This is a genomic window from Arthrobacter sp. TJ-270 (genome assembly GCF_058269075.1).
Window position 1 is genome coordinate 118,046 of record NZ_JBZCNB010000003.1, and the last position, 16,920, is coordinate 134,965.

19 protein-coding genes and 1 tRNA gene are annotated in these 16,920 nt (G+C 64.5%); 16 read left to right on the forward strand and 4 right to left on the reverse strand.

Going from position 1 to position 16,920, the window contains the following annotated elements; genetic code table 11:
* Positions 1-27: 27 nt before the first annotated feature.
* Positions 28-101: transfer RNA gene (locus tag AC4D2M_RS07755), tRNA-Val, on the reverse strand.
* Positions 102-258: 157 nt separating this feature from the next.
* Between AC4D2M_RS07755 and AC4D2M_RS07760 the strand changes: the two genes are divergently transcribed.
* From AC4D2M_RS07760 to AC4D2M_RS07770, 3 genes are all read left to right on the forward strand, one after another.
* Complete coding sequence (locus AC4D2M_RS07760; protein WP_490891076.1) at positions 259-504, forward strand: DUF2630 family protein; 246 nt, start codon at positions 259-261, stop codon at positions 502-504.
* Positions 505-564: 60 nt separating this feature from the next.
* Positions 565-1,173: a flavodoxin family protein gene (locus tag AC4D2M_RS07765; RefSeq protein ID WP_490891077.1), complete on the forward strand. Its 609-nt coding sequence runs from the start codon at positions 565-567 to the stop codon at positions 1,171-1,173.
* Positions 1,174-1,263: 90 nt separating this feature from the next.
* A complete protein-coding gene (locus AC4D2M_RS07770; RefSeq protein ID WP_490891078.1) occupies positions 1,264-2,121 on the forward strand; it encodes a formate/nitrite transporter family protein in 858 nt (285 codons plus the stop codon).
* Here AC4D2M_RS07770 and AC4D2M_RS07775 read toward each other — a convergent pair whose 3' ends face one another.
* Together AC4D2M_RS07775 and ku are read right to left on the reverse strand one after the other, a co-directional pair.
* On the reverse strand, positions 2,122-2,373 hold the full coding sequence (locus AC4D2M_RS07775) for a hypothetical protein (RefSeq protein WP_490891080.1): 252 nt from the start codon (positions 2,371-2,373) through the stop codon (positions 2,122-2,124).
* On the reverse strand, positions 2,370-3,215 hold the full coding sequence (ku, locus tag AC4D2M_RS07780) for a non-homologous end joining protein Ku (protein WP_490891082.1): 846 nt from the start codon (positions 3,213-3,215) through the stop codon (positions 2,370-2,372). Before ku ends, AC4D2M_RS07775 begins: the two co-directional genes overlap by 4 nt.
* 46 nt (positions 3,216-3,261) lie before the next feature.
* Between ku and AC4D2M_RS07785 the strand changes: the two genes are divergently transcribed.
* The 7 genes from AC4D2M_RS07785 (at position 3,262) to AC4D2M_RS07815 (ending at position 11,789) form a co-directional block, all read left to right on the forward strand.
* Positions 3,262-3,744: an SRPBCC domain-containing protein gene (locus AC4D2M_RS07785; protein WP_490891084.1), complete on the forward strand. Its 483-nt coding sequence runs from the start codon at positions 3,262-3,264 to the stop codon at positions 3,742-3,744.
* Between the two features lie 62 nt (positions 3,745-3,806).
* Positions 3,807-6,257, forward strand: coding sequence for an ATP-dependent DNA ligase (locus AC4D2M_RS07790; protein ID WP_490891085.1), 2,451 nt, complete (start codon positions 3,807-3,809; stop codon positions 6,255-6,257).
* Between the two features lie 119 nt (positions 6,258-6,376).
* Complete coding sequence (locus AC4D2M_RS07795; RefSeq protein ID WP_490891087.1) at positions 6,377-6,577, forward strand: hypothetical protein; 201 nt, start codon at positions 6,377-6,379, stop codon at positions 6,575-6,577.
* A gap of 93 nt (positions 6,578-6,670) precedes the next feature.
* Positions 6,671-8,146: a flotillin family protein gene (locus tag AC4D2M_RS07800; protein WP_490891089.1), complete on the forward strand. Its 1,476-nt coding sequence runs from the start codon at positions 6,671-6,673 to the stop codon at positions 8,144-8,146.
* A gap of 100 nt (positions 8,147-8,246) precedes the next feature.
* Complete coding sequence (locus AC4D2M_RS07805; protein WP_490891090.1) at positions 8,247-9,023, forward strand: electron transfer flavoprotein subunit beta/FixA family protein; 777 nt, start codon at positions 8,247-8,249, stop codon at positions 9,021-9,023.
* A gap of 9 nt (positions 9,024-9,032) precedes the next feature.
* Entirely contained in the window at positions 9,033-10,019 is a 987-nt protein-coding gene (locus AC4D2M_RS07810) for an electron transfer flavoprotein subunit alpha/FixB family protein (protein WP_490891092.1), read from the forward strand.
* A 3-nt stretch (positions 10,020-10,022) separates the two neighbouring features.
* A complete protein-coding gene (locus tag AC4D2M_RS07815; RefSeq protein ID WP_490891094.1) occupies positions 10,023-11,789 on the forward strand; it encodes a cytochrome b/b6 domain-containing protein in 1,767 nt (588 codons plus the stop codon).
* A 19-nt stretch (positions 11,790-11,808) separates the two neighbouring features.
* Here AC4D2M_RS07815 and AC4D2M_RS07820 read toward each other — a convergent pair whose 3' ends face one another.
* Positions 11,809-12,897 carry a GTP pyrophosphokinase gene (locus AC4D2M_RS07820; protein WP_490891096.1) on the reverse strand — a complete coding sequence of 363 codons (1,089 nt, stop codon included), beginning with the start codon at positions 12,895-12,897 and terminating at the stop codon, positions 11,809-11,811.
* Positions 12,898-12,940: 43 nt separating this feature from the next.
* Here AC4D2M_RS07820 and AC4D2M_RS07825 point away from each other — a divergent pair, with 43 nt between their 5' ends.
* The 6 genes from AC4D2M_RS07825 to AC4D2M_RS07850 are packed head-to-tail and all read left to right on the forward strand — an operon-like array spanning position 12,941 to position 16,916.
* On the forward strand, positions 12,941-13,810 hold the full coding sequence (locus tag AC4D2M_RS07825; protein ID WP_490891098.1) for an alpha/beta hydrolase family protein: 870 nt from the start codon (positions 12,941-12,943) through the stop codon (positions 13,808-13,810).
* Positions 13,811-13,853: 43 nt separating this feature from the next.
* On the forward strand, positions 13,854-14,288 hold the full coding sequence (locus AC4D2M_RS07830) for a PGPGW domain-containing protein (RefSeq protein WP_490891100.1): 435 nt from the start codon (positions 13,854-13,856) through the stop codon (positions 14,286-14,288).
* Between the two features lie 45 nt (positions 14,289-14,333).
* Positions 14,334-15,263, forward strand: coding sequence for a carbohydrate kinase family protein (locus tag AC4D2M_RS07835; protein ID WP_490891102.1), 930 nt, complete (start codon positions 14,334-14,336; stop codon positions 15,261-15,263).
* Positions 15,260-15,787 (forward strand): YbhB/YbcL family Raf kinase inhibitor-like protein, encoded by a 528-nt coding sequence (locus AC4D2M_RS07840; RefSeq protein ID WP_490891104.1) that lies wholly within the window; start codon positions 15,260-15,262, stop codon positions 15,785-15,787. Before AC4D2M_RS07835 ends, AC4D2M_RS07840 begins: the two co-directional genes overlap by 4 nt.
* 28 nt (positions 15,788-15,815) lie before the next feature.
* On the forward strand, positions 15,816-16,058 hold the full coding sequence (locus AC4D2M_RS07845; protein ID WP_490891106.1) for a zinc-ribbon domain-containing protein: 243 nt from the start codon (positions 15,816-15,818) through the stop codon (positions 16,056-16,058).
* A gap of 51 nt (positions 16,059-16,109) precedes the next feature.
* The gene (locus AC4D2M_RS07850) at positions 16,110-16,916 is read left to right on the forward strand and encodes an HAD family hydrolase (RefSeq protein ID WP_490891107.1); all 807 of its coding nucleotides are present in this window, start codon (positions 16,110-16,112) and stop codon (positions 16,914-16,916) included.
* Positions 16,917-16,920 lie beyond the last annotated feature (4 nt).

The window sequence follows — 16,920 nt, forward strand, 5'->3', positions numbered from 1 at the left end:
GCGGGTGGCGGGACGGGCTACGAACAGTGCCTGCGCGGGGCCTCGATCCCCGGGCCTTCCGCGTGTGAAGCGGATGCTCTACCAGACTGAGCTACACAGGCAAATAGTTCCCAGTCAGTTTAGGGCATCGATGGAGTGATCACGCAAACGCCCCTTTCGGTGGATATTCGGGCGGACACTAAGTAGCCTGTCTATCCCGGCCTGTCTCGGGACATCCCAGCGGGCGAGCACTTCTCGAAGCCAGCGAAGGAGTTTGTCATGAATGATCAGGACATTTTGGCGCGGATTCAGTCCCTTGTCGATGAGGAGCACGGACTGCGCGATTCCTCCCCCGATGAGAGTGACTCCGCCGAAGACCGGCGGGGCCGCCTGCGGCGGGTCGAGGAGGAACTCGATCAGTGCTGGGATCTGCTCCGCCAGAGGCGGGCAAAGCAGGATGCGGGGGAGAGTCCCCAGGAGGCAGAGGCCCGGCCGATCGACCAGGTGGAGGGGTACCGCCAGTAAGCTGTCCCGTCCACGACGGGAACGGCGACGAAGATCGTGTACAGAGTGGAAGGAACCCCCATGGAAAACCTGAAAGCATTTGCGCTGATCTGCACGCTCAGCCCCTCACCCGCTGAATCGAGCTCTGGCCTTATGGCCAGCCGCATTCTCAGCAAGCTGGAGGAGCAGGGTGTAACGACGTCGTCGGCCCGGGTCGTGGACTACAACGTGGCTCCCGGCGTGGAAATCGACATGGGTGAGGGGGACCAGTGGCCGCAGCTCCGGCGGCAGATCCTGGACGCGGACATTTTCCTCCTCGCCGCTCCAATCTGGGTGGGCCACATGAGCAGCATTGGGCAGCGCGTGTTTGAGCGGCTGGATGCGGATCTGTCCTCCACCGATGATGACGGCAGGCCTATCATGTACAACAGGGTGGCACTCACCGCCGTCGTCGGGAACGAGGACGGCGCCCACCACGTCACCGCGGAGATGCATCAGGGTTTGAACGACATCGGCTTCACGGTTCCTGCCCAGGGCGGCGTGTACTGGGTGGGAGAGGCGATGCAGACGGTGGATTTCAAGGACCTCGACCAGGTGCCTGATCCGGTTGCCTCGACCATTTCCGCTATGACTGCGAACGCGGTTCACCTCGCGAAGTCGTTGAAATCGGCGCCCTACCCTGCGCCGTAGCATCGAGTTGGCAGGCAAGGCGGTGAAGAGCCCCAGGAGGGTTAAGTCCTGCCCGATCGCGAATACTTCAACGGAAAATAGGCGAGGCGCTTGGAGAATCACCAGAACGACCGCGACGCGCGACGGCGGGAACTCGGCAACACACCCGGCCCGGTCGAGGATGAGATCGAGGAGTCGTTCGACCGAACCGTCGACGAAGGTGCCCAGCGCCTGCACCGCACTTTCCCCGATGTCCTCATCACAGGGCTGTTCGGTGGTTTTGAAATAGGCATCGGCGTCATGGCCTACCTGGCGGTACTCCATCAGACGGATAGTCATCTACTGGCTGGAGTCGCATTCAGCGCCGGTCTGATAGCGCTTCTCCTCGCGAAAAGTGAGCTCTTCACTGAGGGTTTCCTTGTCCCGATTGCTGCCGTCACTGCCAAGCAAGCCACTATTGGCCAACTCGGCAAACTGTGGGCTGGCACATTGTTCGCTAACCTCGCGGGCGGCTGGCTCTTCATGGCGTTGGTGATGACAGCCTTCCCGCAGTGGACCCCGACCGTCGTCACTGCGGCCGAACACTACGTCGGCGCCGGCTTCAGCTGGCAGACAGTGTGCCTGGCCGTGCTTGGCGGCAGCACCATCACGCTCATGACGCGGATGCAGCACGGGACCGAGGCGATGAGCGGCAAGCTGGCCGCCGCCGTCGTCGGAGGCTTCCTGCTGTCAGGGTTGCAACTCTTCCACTCGATCCTCGACTCGCTGCTGATCTTCGGCGCCATTCAGACCGGTGCCGATATCAGTTACCAGGACTGGCTGGGCTGGTTCAGTTACACCGTGGTGTTCAACGTCGTCGGGGGCATCCTGCTGGTCACAGCGCTCCGGCTGGTACGGGACCGAAAACTCCTGGAGAAGGAACGCGAAGAAGCGCCCGAAGACCCACTGGTCGGGGGCCAGGCGTCCTGACTAACGATTCCGGGCCAGCCAGCCCAAGGTCAGGCTGCCCATGGTCCGGCGGAAGCCGCTCTCTCCCTGCGTCACTTCCAGCGCCGCCCAGAGCATTAGGCACCCCTTACTGGCTGCCGAGAGCGCCTGCCGGTTCTTTTCCTCAAGCGCCATCATGGATGCCGCGCCCAGGAGCGCCCATCCAATGATGGGAGCGTTGGGCGGGCGCACCACTGTCTGCTGCCCCAGATCATTCCGTATGAATCCCATCATGCGCCTTTCTTTGATGCTGCTTTCGATGTTTTCTTTGTACCCGCCGCGGTCTTCTTTTCGCGGTTCTTCTCGACGCTGCGGCGAAGTGCTTCCATGAGGTCGAGCACGTTCCCTGACCCGTCGCCCTCTTCACCTTCCCCGAACGTTTCCTCGGTATCGAGAGCTTCGCCCTTTTCGAGCTTCGCCTCGATCAGGGTACGCAGCTGTTCCTGGTACTCGTCCTTGAAATTCTCGGGATCGAAGTCGGAGGAGAATGACTCGACCAGGGCCGCGGACATTTCCTTCTCCTTGGAGGAGATACGCACCTTCTCGTCGAGGGACGGGAAGGTGGCCTCCCGTACCTCGTCCCGCCAGAGGAGCGTCTGAATCATCAGTACGTCACCGCGCACGCGCAGCGCCGCGAGCCGTGACTTCTGTCGGAGAGAGAACTGCACGATCGCAGTCCGGTCAGTTTCTTCCAGCGTGCGCCGGAGCAGGACGTACGCCTTCGTCGATTTTGAATCGGGCTCAAGGTAGTAGGCGCGGTCGAGCATGATCGGGTCGATCTGGTCGCTGGGAACGAACTCGACCACCTCGATCTCGCGGCTCTTTTCCACGGGGAGCGACGCAAGGTCTTCGCTGGTGAGGACGACGGTGCGCTCGCCGTCGTCGTACGCCTTGTCGATGTTCTTGTACTCGACGATTTCTCCGCAGATTTCGCATCGGCGCTGGTAGCGGATTCGGCCGCCGTCCTTGTCATGGACCTGATGGAGGCTGATGTCATGGTCCTCCGTGGCGCTGTAAACCTTCACAGGGACGTTGACCAGCCCAAACGCTACTGCGCCTTTCCAGATCGCTCTCATGTTCCTAGTGAACCAGTGTTGCCCGTGCCGGTCTACGATTGCTTAGGTGAACTCCGAACCGATGGTTACCAAGACGCTTGCCGATGGAGAACCCGCCCTCTGGTTCGAAATGCGCTTCAACGCACCGGCCAGGGTGCTCTGGAAGCACCTCACCGAGCCCGAGAAACTCAAGTACTGGTTCCCGTGCCAGCTGGATATCCTGCCGCGGCCGGGTGCCGTGGTCACCTTCAAATTCCCCGGCCAGAAGGCCATGGAGGGCACCGTCCTGGAGGCGGAAAAGCCCCGGTTGCTCGCCTACACCTGGGATGAGGAAGTCCTGCGCTGGGAAATTGAGGACGACGACGACGGCGGCAGCCTCCTCACGCTCACCAACACCATTCAGGAGGGCCAGGACATCGCCCGGTCGGCGGCAGGCTGGCACCTGACGCTGATGGGCCTGGACGATTACCTGAATGAACGCTCCCTCGGGCAGGACCCGGCATTGTGGGATCAGTACGTGGCCCGGTACGAGGAGCAGTTCGGCGACTGACCGGGCGGTTGTGCCCGCTGCCGCCACTGGCGAAAACGGCGCATCCCTACAAGACTGGGGAAATGGCCACCGGCAACGCGCAGCAGACGGTTACCGTCGATGGGCGCCGCCTGAAGCTGACCAGCCTGGACCGGGTGATGTATCCCGAAACCGGCACCACGAAGGCCGACGTCCTGGCCTATTACGCCGCCGTCGCTGATTGCCTTATTCCTCACGCCCGTAACCGCCCGGTGACCCGCAAGCGGTGGGTCAACGGCGTTGGAACCGAGGACAAGCCGGGGGAAGTGTTCTTCCAGAAGAACCTGGACAAGTCGGCGCCGTCGTGGGTGGAGCGGCGCGGTATTGAGCACAGTGACCACACCAACGTGTATCCGATGCTCAACAATCTGGCGACGCTGACGTGGCTGGGACAGATTTCCGCCCTCGAAATCCACGTCCCGCAGTGGCAGTTCGGGCCCAACGGCGAAATTAACAACCCGGACCGGATGGTGCTGGACCTGGATCCTGGCCCGGGCGCCTCGCTTCTTGAATGCGCGGAGACGGCGCGGCTGGCCCGGGAGATCCTCAACGACATGGGCCTGGATCCCCGGCCGGTTACCAGTGGGTCGAAGGGTATCCACCTATACGCCGCGCTCGACCGTAAGCAGACCTCGGATCAGGTATCCGCCGTCGCGAAGGAACTGGCGCGGGTCCTTGAAGCTGACCATCCGGATCTGGTGGTCAGCGACATGAAGAAGTCGCTGCGCGGTGGAAAGGTGCTGCTGGACTGGAGCCAGAACAACCGCAACAAGACCACGATCACGCCCTACTCCCTCCGTGGGAAAGTGCGCCCGATGGTGGCGGCGCCGCGGACCTGGGAGGAACTCGACGATCCTGATCTTGCCCACGTCGACTTCGAGCAGGTCGTTGAGCGCATCCGGGAGTACGGGGACCTGCTGGCCGACATGTATCCCGGACAGGCCGACGGGGCGGCTGTTTCCTTGGGCTCACACGACGACGGCGGCCCGGACCGGCTGCACACGTACCGTTCCATGCGGGACGCCTCCAAGACGCCCGAGCCTGTCCCGGACAAGGTGGGGGAGTCCGGCGGCAACACTTTCGTCATCCAGGAACACCACGCGCGGCGCCTGCACTACGACTTCCGGCTGGAGCGCGACGGCGTCCTGGTCTCCTGGGCCATTCCGAAAGGGCCGCCGACCTCCACCGGTGAGAATCACCTCGCCGTCCAGACCGAGGACCACCCGCTGGACTACGCGTCCTTCGAAGGCACCATCCCCAAAGGTGAGTACGGCGGCGGCGAGGTCCACATCTGGGACTCCGGCACCTATGAAGCCGAGAAATGGCGGCCCGGCAAGGAAGTCATCTGCACCCTGCACGGCCGCGAGGATGGCGGCCTGGCCAAGGGCGGCAACGCTGTGCGCAGGTACGCCCTCATTCACACCGGCGGCTCCACCGACTCCGCCGAGAAGAACTGGCTGATCCACCTTATGAAGGAACAGCCCGGTCAGGCGTCACCACCGGCGTTCACGCCCCGGCCGGCAGAGGACCTGCCTCAGCTGAAGCCCATGCTGGCGACCACGGGGTCTCCGGGGCTGCTGCGTTCCGAGGACGACTGGGCCTTCGAGATGAAGTGGGACGGAATCCGGGCCCTCGCGACCGTCACGCCGGACGGAACCCGGCTCCTGAGCCGGAACGGCAACGACCTGACCAACGCCTACCCTGAACTGGCCGACCTAGGCAGCTACGTCAACGGAGAACAGGCAGTGCTCGACGGCGAAATCGTCGCCATCAACAAAGCCGGCAGGCCCGATTTCGGGATGCTCCAGGGGCGCATGAACCTGACCAAGAAGTCGGACATCGATGCGGCACGGAAGCGGACGCCGGTTCACTTCCTGCTCTTCGACCTGCTGCACCTCGACGGCAACTCGCTGCTTGACCTCGGGTACTCCCAACGCCGCGAAGTCCTCGAACAGGCAGTCGACGCACCCGGGGACGGCCACATCCAGGTACCGCCTGCCCTGGATGCGACCCTGGACGAAGCCATTGACGCGAGCAAGGAACTTGGCCTTGAAGGAATCATGGCCAAGCGGGTGAACAGCCCCTACTCGCCGGGCCGCCGCTCCGAATCGTGGGTCAAGATCAAGCACTCACTGACCCAGGAGGTCGTCGTCGTAGGTTGGCGGCCGGGCAAGGGCAGCCGTGCGCACAAGGTCGGTTCACTGCTGGTGGCGATCCCCGACGGTGTGGAGCTGAAGTACATCGGGCGGGTCGGCTCCGGCCTGACGGAGCGGGAACTGGCCGAGATCGGTTCGCGGCTGAAAAAGATGGGCCGCAAGACTCCACCACTCGATGACGTTCCGGCGCCTGACGCGTCGGATGCCCGGTGGGTACGCCCGGCGCTCGTAGGCGAGGTCCAGTTCAGCGAACGCACACAGGGCGGCAAGCTGCGCCACCCGGTATGGCGGGGGTGGCGACCGGACAAGCGACCGTCCGACGTCGTCGTCGAAATCTGAACACGCGGGACGCAGGCAAGGACATCGGCGTCGTGACCGATTGGCAGCTCGCACCACCCGACGTCTAAATTCGTTGCAGGATACACAGTCCTAAGACCGCGCAGGTACGAATAAGGGTCATGAGCATCAACCAGGCAACACAGAGCACTTCGGCGGAGGAGTCCATTACTCTGGCCGCCGCGCGCCGCGCCGTTGCCGAGGCGCTCTTCGACCTTGAGCAGGCATGGCGGAACCCTCGGCCCGACGCCGTGGTGGCAGCCGCCCGACGGCATCTCGCTGCTGTGGAAAGCTGGGCTGACGCCCGGCGCGAAGGCGCCTGAGAAACCGGGGCGACGACGGCGCACGAGGCTCCCTTTCCCCATCGTGTAGCGTCGGTGTCGGCGAGTAACCGCCGTCACTAGTCAGTCTCATAAATGGGGGAAATTGTGGACATTGGTCTGTTAATCACGCTTGGGGTGATTGCCGGCGTCGTTGTTGTTCTTGCTCTGATCGCCGTCATCGTCGCCCGTATGGCCCTGCGGATCGCGAGCCCGTCGGAAGCGCTCATCATCACCGGGAAGGGTGCCCAGGAAAGTCAGCGGGTGGTCTTCGGGCGAACCTTCATCAACCCGTTCACGCAACGGGCGTTCTCCATCTCGCTGGCCTCCCGGCAGGTCACCCTCCAGATCGAGGGCATTTCCAAAAACGGCATCAAGCTCCACCTGACCGGCGTGGCCCAGATCAAGGTCGGCGGCGACGAAGAAGCCGTCCGCCGCGCGGCCCAGCGCTTCCTCAACCAGCAGGAGCAGATCGACCACTACACGCAGGAAACGTTGTCCGGTTCACTGCGCTCGATCGTGGGCACGCTCTCCGTCGACTCCATCATCAAGGACCGTGCTTCCTTCGCCAAGAGCGTGAAGGAAGAGGCGGAGCACTCGATGCACAATCAGGGCCTGGTCATCGACACGTTCCAGATCCAGTCCGTGAATGACGATTCCAGCTACCTGACGAATCTCGGACGCCCCGAGGCCGCCCTGGCCGAAAAGCTGGCCAAAATCGCCGAGGCCAACGCCGCACAGGAAGCCGCAGAAGCTGCCGCGATCGCCGACGAGCAGGTAGCGCTGGCCGAACAGCGCCTTGCTATCCGCCGCGCCGAGCTGAAGGAAGTCGCCGACGCACGCCAGGCGCAGGCCGACGCTGCGGGCCCCCTTGCCGCTGCCGAGCAGAAGGAGGCGATCCTGCTCAAGGAGCAGCAGGTGACCTCCCGCCAGGCGGAACTCCGCGAGCGGGAACTCGACATCGAGATCCGCAAGCCCGCCGACGCCGAAAAGTACCGTGTGGAACAGGAAGCGGCCGGTAAACTCGAGCAGCGCAAACGCCAGTCGGAGGCAGACCAGGTTGAAGCCGAGGTCCTGCTGACCAAGCGCCGGCTGACCGCAGAGGGCGACAGGGTCGCCGCCGAAGCCGAGGCCGCCGCCAGCACCGCCCGGGGTAACGCTGCCGCAGCGGTCACCCGTGCCAACGGTGCAGCCGAGGCAGAGGTCATCCAGGTCCGGGGTGTCGCCGAGGCCGACGTCGTTCGTCAGAAGGGCATCGCAGAAGCGCAGGGTATCGAGGCCCAGGCCCGCGCCTACGAGCAGTTCAACGACGCCGCCGTCCTCAACAAGGTCATGGAGATGCTGCCGTTGGTGGCGCGCGAAATTGCCGCACCGATGTCCTCGATCGACAACATGACGGTCATCTCCACAGACGGCGCCAGCCAGCTCAGCAAGAACGTCAGCGGCGGTTTGCAGCAGACCCTCCAGTTGTTGAAGGACACCACCGGGCTCGACGCTGTCGGGATGCTGCGCAACTGGGGAAGCGACGGCACAAAGCCTTCACCCGCTGCGCCCTCGGAAACCCACGCCTAGCCGGTCTCGCGGTATCCTCTGTGCAGACGGTTTCGGTTAACGCTCCTTCACTTAAGTGGTCGAGGTGCTGCGGGAATGCGTCAGACACTTAGGAGGGTCAATGAAGATCGTCGTTCTCATGAAAGAGGTGCCGGACACCTACGGGGAACGGAAGCTGCATCTCGAGACGGGACTCGCTGAGCGGGGCGCCAGCGAGACCGTCCTCGACGAGATTGGTGAGCGCGCACTCGAGTTGGCACTGTCGCAGACGGGCTCGATCGACAACGTGGAAATTACCGTCGTCTCCATGGCTCCTGAAACAGCAACGTCAACGCTGCGCAAGGCTTTGGCGATGGGCGCGGACAAGCTGGTCCACATCGCCGATGAGAAACTCGTGGGTGCCGACCTGGGCCTCACTGCCGAGGTGCTTGCAGCGGCGATTCGCCGTACCGGGTTCGATCTTGTGATCGCCGGAAACCTGTCCACTGACGGTTACGGCGGGGTGCTCCCGGCAATGATCGCCGAACTGCTCGGCGTACCGCATGCGAGCACCCTGGCCACGGTGGAACTATCGGCTGATGCCGTACGCGGAACACGGGAGACGGACGGCGGGATCATGACGGTCTCGGCTCCTCTGCCGGCGGTCATCTCGATTACGGAGCGTTTCCCCACCGGGCGGTTCCCCAACTTTAAGGGCATCATGGCGGCGAAGAAGAAGCCGGTCGAGACCCTGACGGCCGCCGACCTCGACATCGATCCGGAAGCCCTGGACACTCCCCGGTCCATCATGCTTGCAGTCTCCGAACGGCCCGCCCGATCAGCCGGAACAAAGATCATCGACGAGGGCGACGGCGGGGAGAAGCTCGCCGAGTTCCTGATTCAGAACCGACTCGCCTAAGGAACAACCATGACCACATTCCCTGACAACTCAATTCTCGTCCTCCTCGAAACGACGCCCTCGGGAGAGCTGGCCAGGAGCGCGGCGGGACTGCTCGGTGCAGCCGCTCAAATCGGCACGCCGGTTGTGCTTCTTGTGACCGGGGCCGGCAAGGGAGCTGAGGCGGGACAGGCTGCGGGCTCCCTCGGGGCACAGTATGTGCTGGTAGCAGAGCCTGAAGCAGCGTCCTCCTTGCTTGCAGTGCCCACGGTCGATGCACTGGCCGCCGCCGCGGATCTCGTTCGGCCGGACGCCATCCTGATCTCCAACTCCATCGACGGGCGTGACGTAGCTGGACGATTCACCGCTCGCACGCGTTCCGCGCTCGCCGTGGACGCTGTAGGGGTTGCGCGTGACGAAGAGGGCATCGTAGCCCGCCATTCTGTGTACGGGGGCGCCTACAACGTCGACAGCGCGCCCACCTTCGGTGCGCCGGTGATCACCATCCGCGAAGGTGCAGTCGATGCCCGAGCGGAGGCTGCAAGCCCCGCAGTCGAGTCGCTTGACGTCCCGCCGTCCGGAGCTGCCGCAGCCTCGATCGAGTCGTTTGAGGAGCGGACGATGACGTCCACCCGCCCGGAACTGCGCGGCGCCGCCAGAGTGGTGGCGGGCGGTCGCGGGCTCACCTCCAAGGAGCAGTTCGCCCTCGTTGAGCAGCTGGCCGATGTCCTGGGCGCAGCCGTCGGTGCTTCCCGTGCTGCGGTCGACGCCGGGTACGTGCCGAACAGCTACCAGATCGGGCAGACCGGCGTCTCGATCTCCCCGGAACTGTACGTGGGCCTCGGTATCTCGGGCGCCATCCAGCACCGGGCGGGCATGCAGACGGCAAAGACCATCGTCGCCATCAACAAGGACCCGGACGCGCCGATCTTCGAAATCGCTGACTTCGGTGTCGTCGGAGACGTCTTTGAGGTCGTGCCGCAGCTGATCAAGTCGCTCTCGGCGCGGAAGGAGTAGGGCATGGCGACGCACGGTCGCACGATGCGCCGGGGATTGCCCCGGCAGAGCGGCGGGGAACCGTGGCCTCCTGCGGATGCCATGCCCGCCGAGCTGCACGACGGCCTCACTCGGGATCCCGCTGCCGATCCGGCCACTGCTGCCGGCAACGGCGCCGGCGCGGACACAACGACGGCGGATTCTGTCCCCACCGCGCCGTCCTCCCGCCCTTCTCCGGATGAAACCCCGTCGGCGGCATCCACGACGGAAGGAACGACGGCGGCGCCTCCTGAGGAGGTCACGGCGTCAGCGGCACCGACGGTGGCCCGTACGGTTCGCCGCGGTCTTCCCCGGGTTCCCGGAGGCGAGCCATGGCCCCCCGCCGGCCGTCTGCGTGCGACCCTTCCGCCAGCGTCGGCTGGGGACGCCGTTCCCCAGGCCAAGAGTGCATCTGCTCCGGCAGCCGAGCCCGTCGATCGCCCCGAGGTACCTGCCGCTGCTGCATCCACGACTGAACCGACACCAGCATCCGACTCCTCCAGCGCTGCTCCTGCCGCAGCAAGGGTAGGGGCGGGCTCCACGCGACTGCTGCGTCGCGGACTGCCCCGCGTCCCGGGTGGCGAGGCCTGGCCGGCGGAGGCGGCTGTCGTCGTCGAACCGGCACCCGAATCCGCAGGACCCGCTCCCGCTGCCGCGGCAAGCGTGCCGGCGCGCCCCACGGGGAGCGCCGCATCAACTGAACCGGCGCCTGCTGTATCCGCTCCAACCGAACCTGCGCGTGCTGAACCCGAGGCGGTCGAACCCACGCCAATCGAACCCGCCCCTGCAGCAACCCAAGCCCAGCCGGCACCGAAACCGCCGGTCCGCGATGACCGGACTAAAGTCGCGCGGTCGCGCCGTGCGCCGAGCCGCACAGCCAAACTCCTTCTCGGAGCAGGAGGACTCCTGGTGGTTGCGCTGGCGGCGGTGTTCTTTACCCGGTGGCTCATCACTCTCGGCTTCATGCAGGACTTCCTGGCGACGTATCCAGGTGAAACGCCCCTGCCTGTCGGCACTGAGCCCGGTTTCCCGGCGTGGGTGCAGTGGCAGCACTTCTTCAACTTCTTCCTGATTGTCCTCATCATCCGATCCGGCCTGCAGGTCCGCAGGGAAACACGGCCGCCGGGATACTGGACGCCGAAGTGGTCCAAGGGCGGCGATGGAAAGATCAGCATCAATCTCTGGTTCCATCAGGCGCTCGACATCCTGTGGCTCCTGAATGGGCTGATATTCGTGGTGCTGCTGTTTATTACCGGCCACTGGGCGCGGCTGGTGCCCACCACCTGGGAGGTGTTCCCCAACGCCCTATCGGCGTTGATCCAGTACCTTTCGCTGGACTGGCCCACCGAGAACGGCTGGGTGAATTACAACAGCCTCCAGATGCTCGCGTACTTCGTCATCATCTTCATTGCAGCGCCGCTCGCCGCGATTAGCGGCGTGCGCATGTCAGGCGTCTGGCCGAAGGACGCCAAGACCCTGAACCGGCTCTACCCGGTCGAGTGGGCGAGGGCAATCCATTTCCCAACGATGCTCTTTTTCGTGGCCTTCATCATCGCCCACGTTGCGCTGGTATTCGCCACAGGTGCACTACGCAACCTCAACCACATGTATGGCGGACAGGATGCCGTGAACTGGGCAGGTTTCTGGATCTTCTTCGTGTCATTGTTGCTCGTGATCGGTGCCCGGGTCGCAGCCCGACCGGTTGTGCTGGCGCCGATTGCCGGACTGTTCGGGCGGGTGAGCTCGCGCTGATGCGGCCCGGGTGAAATGCCTAGCCCCGCGACCGGAACGTCTTGATCTGGCGGAACCTCCGCACCAGACTGTCCCGGCGCGAAGCCCCGGATTCCGACGACGGGTCAGCCGTGAGCTCGATGTGCCGTTCGCCGTAGTTCCAGAGCAGGACGTCGTCGAGCAGGCGGTCTGGGCCGGGCGAATAGCGGTGATCGAGAGCGCGCCGAACGGACGTGATGGTGTCGGCCTGCAGCAGGGAGGCGAGGGCCGTCGTCGTTGTCAGGCTGTGGGCGGACAGCAGCTCGGCGGCCCAGCGCCAGTCATCGTCGGATTTGCGGTCCACGTGCGGCAGCAGCGTCTGCCACACCTCACGAATTCGGTCCGGTGACAGCTCCACGCCTCCCTCGCCCTCCGGATCCCAGAACCCCGTGACCTTCTGATACCGCGAATGAAGATCCGCAAATGTTGATTCGACGCTCTCCAGCATGGCCGCCGTGGCGGTGAACTGCCGGTCGAAATAGGGGCTCCACGCCTTCGGGTTGAACGACTTGAACCGGATGTCATGCTCAATCTCGGACCAGGCATGGGCCAGGACCGTACGGATCTGCGTCTCGAACAGGTAGCTGCCGGAATCGGAACCAAGCAGCTGCTGGTAGGCGCGGACGGCGTCGTTCTGGATGGTCCGCAGGATCAGGTGTCGACTGGAGTAACCGTAGGTACCCGACTCAATGGATCCGATGTCCTTTTCACGGTCACCGCGGCAGTCGAACTCGTGCCGCTGGCGCTTGACGAGGTTGGCGGCGATGTCCACCTCATGGGGCAGCGTGGTGATGACGCGGACGCCGACGAGGTCCGTCAGGTTCCGCAGCGGGTCCGGGAAAACCAGGCTGGGCGGCCCGTCACTATCCACCAGCATCCGCGAAGCCTTGTCCCGGAACGACTCGACGCTCTTGGTGCGCGCCGTGACGAACAGCGGCCGGAGGTCCGTGCCGGTGAAGATGCCCTCGATTCTTTCCCGGGCATCCGCCGCAACAGCCTCAAGCGCAGGCCGGACACGCTGATACTCCCGAACGCTCTCCTCGACGGCCGGCCGCAGCCGCTCGTCCAACTCATCCCATGCACTCACCAACCCATCTAAACACCCGCCGCGGACACCGGCTACGCTGTCGAGGATGATCGGCCTCCCGCGACGCGCAGTCCTCGGCGCGGCACTGCTGGGCGCGACCGCCGTCGCGGGTTGCGATTCCGGGCGCTCAGCGGGTTCAGGAGAGGACAGCAAGGAAGCCATGGCACCCAAGCGCTACACGTATGGCACAGACCCCAGCCAGTTCGCCGAGCTTTACCTGCCGGCCGGGCAGACACGGGACGGCGTCGTCGTCATTATCCACGGCGGGTTCTGGCGCAGCCGGTACACGCTGGACCTCGGCGCCCCGCTCGCCGAAGACCTCAGCTCGCGCGGCTTCGCCTGCTGGAACCTCGAGTACCGGCGCGTGGGTAACGGCGGTGGCTGGCCGCAGACCTTCGAGGATGTCGCCGCCGGCATCGACCTGCTCGCTGCCGCGGCACAGGAGCACACCCTCAACACCAGCACGACGACGGCGCTCGGCCACTCCGCGGGAGGCCACCTTGCGGTGTGGGCGGCCGGGCGGTCGTCGCTGCCGGGGGACGCACCGGGAGGCGGCGTGCCGGCGGTGCCGATCACCGGCGTCGTCAGTCAGTCCGGGGTGTTGAACCTGCAGCGGGCCCACGAGGAGAAGCTGGGCAACGGAGCCGTGCGGGATTTTCTTGGTGAACCGGACGGAGAGAAGTACCGCCTGGCGGATCCGATGACGGCACTTCCGCTTCCGGTGCCGGTGCTTGCCCTTCACGGGGAGGAGGACACCACTGTTCCGCTCAGCCAGTCACAGTCGTACGTCGAGGCCGCGCAGGCAGTTGGGGCGCGGGCGGAACTCGAGCAGATCCCCGGAGACCATTACGCGATGATCACCCCGGGCTCGGATGCGTGGGCGCGCGTTACGGCCGCCGTTGAACGTCTCACATAGCCGTGTTAATGGGGATTTCACGGAAGTGTGAAATCCTGCACCAATGAGCGAGCGATCCCGCTTCCATCGGGTAGCCCACCGCACCGGCCTCGAAATCATCGGCTGGACCCTTGTCGTGCTCGGAATCGCCGCTTTGGTGCTGCCAGGACCGGGCCTGTTGATGCTGGTCGGCGGCCTGGCAGTCCTGTCGCAGCAGTATGTCTGGGCTGAGCGTAAGCTGCACCCGGTCAAGAAACAGGCCTTTAAGGCGGCCAGGATCGGTGTGAAAACCTGGCCCCGGATAGCCGTCAGTGCGCTGGGAGCCCTGGGGTTCATGAGCCTCGGGATAATCTGGATGCTTCAGCCGCCCATACCCGATTGGTGGCCATTCAACGGAGACTTGTGGTTGTTCGGCGGGTGGGGCACAGGGCTGAGTCTCGTGTTGTCCGCCATCATTGCGCTGACGCTGCTCGGCTACAGCATCCACCGCTTCCGGTAACACACTTCAACCCGTCCCCGGTGGCGCAAAATGCTAGGTTGAGACGTGCTCACAGTAATCGGCGAAGCCCTTATCGACGAAGTCATCAGCGACACCGCCCCACCGCGTGCCCACGTCGGAGGGAGCCCACTCAACGTAGCCGTGGGGTTGTCCCGGCTCGGCCACCCAACCCAGTTCCTCGGCCGGTTCGGGGACGACGAATTCGGCCGCCGGATACATCAGCACCTCTCCGACAATTCCGTCCTTGCACCGCTGCCGCCGGACCCCCACCCGACCAGCGTGGCATCAGCGAGGCTCGACCCCGTTGGGGGAGCCAATTACACCTTCAAACTAACGTGGGAATTGCCGGACCTGACCGCCCGGAATGAAATTTTCAACGGAACCACCCTTGTACACACGGGGTCCATTGCCTCCATGCTGGCTCCCGGCGCGCATGATGTCCTGACCGCTATCCAGTACGCTCGGCCCTTCGCAACGGTCACCTATGACCCGAACTGCCGGCCGAGCATCGTCAAGGACGCAACCTACGCCCGGGAGCAGGCGGAGAAGTTCGTCGCCCTGGCGGATGTGGTCAAAGCTTCCGATGAGGATCTCGAGTGGTTGTATCCGGGACAGGACCACCGCGAATCGGCGCGCCGGTGGCTGGGGCTCGGCCCCGCCGTCGTCGTGGTCACGCGCGGTTCCAAAGGTCCGTGGGCGGTTGTTGACCGCGGGGAGTGTGAGGTTTCGGCGGCGGCGACATCCGTGGTGGACACGGTAGGCGCCGGTGACTCCTTCATGGCGGCGCTGCTCAGCGCTATCGTGGACCGGGAGTTGGATGGGGCCCAGCGACGGAATGAGCTGCGCGAGCTGTCCGTTGAGCAGATGCGAGGCGTCCTTGCGTTCGCCGCTGCGGCTGCGGCAGTGACGGTGTCACGCGCGGGTGCCAACCCGCCCACGAGAGATGAACTGAGAGCACAAGGAGTGTACGCATGACCCGCGATCCTTACGCAGATCTTCCCGACGTTCCGTCGTTCGAGCTTACGAGCAGCGACATAGCGCACAACCAGCCCCTGGACATCAAGCATGCGTCGGGGCGCATGGGCGCCGGCGGTCAGGACATCTCACCGCAACTGAGCTGGAGCGGGTTTCCGGAGGAAACCAAGAGCTTCGCCGTCACGGTCTATGATCCGCATGCGCCGACGGCCAGCGGCTTCTGGCACTGGGCCGTATCCAACATTCCTGTCAGCACCACATCCCTGCCCTCCGGTGCCGGCACAGAGGACGGCGCTGCGCTGCCTGTGGGGGCTGTCCAGTTGAAGAACGACGCCGGCTTCCCCGGCTTTGTGGGCGCGGCACCTCCGCCCGGGCATGGTCCGCACCACTATCACGTAGTCGTTCACGCGGTCGACATTGAACAGCTCGATGTGCCCGCCGAGGCCTCGAATGCCTACCTCGGCTTCAATCTTTTCTCCCACACCCTCGGACGCGCGCGTATCGTGGGCACCTACGAGCACTAGGATCGCCAAGGCCCTCGGGAGGAACGTCATGTTGATTCTGTTTGGATTCAAGACCGCTGTGAAGGAACTTTTCCGCCGGCAGGGTGTCTGTCCGAACTGCGGCCAGAACGCGTCCCAGCGCGTTGATGAGCGCGCCTCGAAGTTCACCGTCTTCTTCATCCCGGTCTTCACTACCAGCCGTCGTTACTCGCGGACCTGCGCGTACTGCGGCATCACCTCAGAGGTATCCAGGGGCGAGAAGAACGCTCTGGCTTCATCCGGCGCGCGCTGACCCGGTGCCGCTTGGGTAGGCTGGATACCTACCCAAGCAAGGAGTTTGCGCATGCGTTTGGTCGCCAGCGACATGGACGGCACCATCATCGGGCACGACGGGCGGATTTCTGACCGGACAGTGCGTGCGTTTGAGGCATGTCTGGCTGCCGGCATCGAGGTGGTGTTCGTGACCGGACGTCCGCCGCGCTGGCTCAAGCCCCTACGGGACCTCGGCTTCAAGGGAACTGTCATCTGCTCCAACGGCGCGCTGACCTACGACCTCGGCCGGGAGGAAGTCGTCGCGTCGCACCTGCTTGACGATCAGAGCATCTTCGAAGCCCAGGACATCATCCGGAAGCTCTACCCGGCAGTACGGTTCGCCGCCGAAACCGTGGACAACTTCCTGATCGAGCCCGGTTTCGCGGAGCCAGGGTCCGTTGAGCTGCTCGGTGCCGCTGAGCCGCGGCCACTGCGTGAGTCCCTCAGCGGCTCCGGTGTGATCAAGTTCCTGGCCCGTGAGCGGGACATCACTCCGGATGAGTTCCTGCACGGGGTGGCGCCCGCCGTTGAACACCTCGTCGCCACAACGCACTCGGCGCCGAGCGTGCCCCTCCTGGAGATGAGTTTGCCGGGAATCAACAAGTCCGTCACGCTCGCCAAGTATGCTGCCGAACTGGGCGTCGACCAGGCGGACGTCATCGCCTTCGGTGACATGCCCAATGACATCCAGATGCTTGGGTGGGCGGGCCACGGCTACGCCATGTCTTCCGGCCACCCCGATGCACTCGCCGCGGCAAATCTTCGCGCACCCGCGTTCGATGACGACGGCGTGGCGCAGGTCCTTGAGGAACGGCTCGCTGCGCTGAAGTCGGCCTGAATCT

Bases quoted from the DNA above. Each gene is read 5' to 3' on its own strand.
- AC4D2M_RS07760 (WP_490891076.1), top strand. From the start codon at position 259: ATGAATGATCAGGACATTTTGGCGCGGATTCAGTCCCTTGTCGATGAG.
- AC4D2M_RS07765 (WP_490891077.1), top strand. From the start codon at position 565: ATGGAAAACCTGAAAGCATTTGCGCTGATCTGCACGCTCAGCCCCTCA.
- AC4D2M_RS07775 (WP_490891080.1), bottom strand. From the start codon at position 2,373: ATGATGGGATTCATACGGAATGATCTGGGGCAGCAGACAGTGGTGCGC.
- ku (WP_490891082.1), bottom strand. From the start codon at position 3,215: ATGAGAGCGATCTGGAAAGGCGCAGTAGCGTTTGGGCTGGTCAACGTC.
- AC4D2M_RS07790 (WP_490891085.1), top strand. From the start codon at position 3,807: ATGGCCACCGGCAACGCGCAGCAGACGGTTACCGTCGATGGGCGCCGC.
- AC4D2M_RS07795 (WP_490891087.1), top strand. From the start codon at position 6,377: ATGAGCATCAACCAGGCAACACAGAGCACTTCGGCGGAGGAGTCCATT.
- AC4D2M_RS07800 (WP_490891089.1), top strand. From the start codon at position 6,671: ATGGGGGAAATTGTGGACATTGGTCTGTTAATCACGCTTGGGGTGATT.
- AC4D2M_RS07805 (WP_490891090.1), top strand. From the start codon at position 8,247: ATGAAGATCGTCGTTCTCATGAAAGAGGTGCCGGACACCTACGGGGAA.
- AC4D2M_RS07810 (WP_490891092.1), top strand. From the start codon at position 9,033: ATGACCACATTCCCTGACAACTCAATTCTCGTCCTCCTCGAAACGACG.
- AC4D2M_RS07815 (WP_490891094.1), top strand. From the start codon at position 10,023: ATGGCGACGCACGGTCGCACGATGCGCCGGGGATTGCCCCGGCAGAGC.
- AC4D2M_RS07825 (WP_490891098.1), top strand. From the start codon at position 12,941: ATGATCGGCCTCCCGCGACGCGCAGTCCTCGGCGCGGCACTGCTGGGC.
- AC4D2M_RS07830 (WP_490891100.1), top strand. From the start codon at position 13,854: ATGAGCGAGCGATCCCGCTTCCATCGGGTAGCCCACCGCACCGGCCTC.
- AC4D2M_RS07840 (WP_490891104.1), top strand. From the start codon at position 15,260: ATGACCCGCGATCCTTACGCAGATCTTCCCGACGTTCCGTCGTTCGAG.
- AC4D2M_RS07845 (WP_490891106.1), top strand. From the start codon at position 15,816: ATGTTGATTCTGTTTGGATTCAAGACCGCTGTGAAGGAACTTTTCCGC.
- AC4D2M_RS07850 (WP_490891107.1), top strand. From the start codon at position 16,110: ATGCGTTTGGTCGCCAGCGACATGGACGGCACCATCATCGGGCACGAC.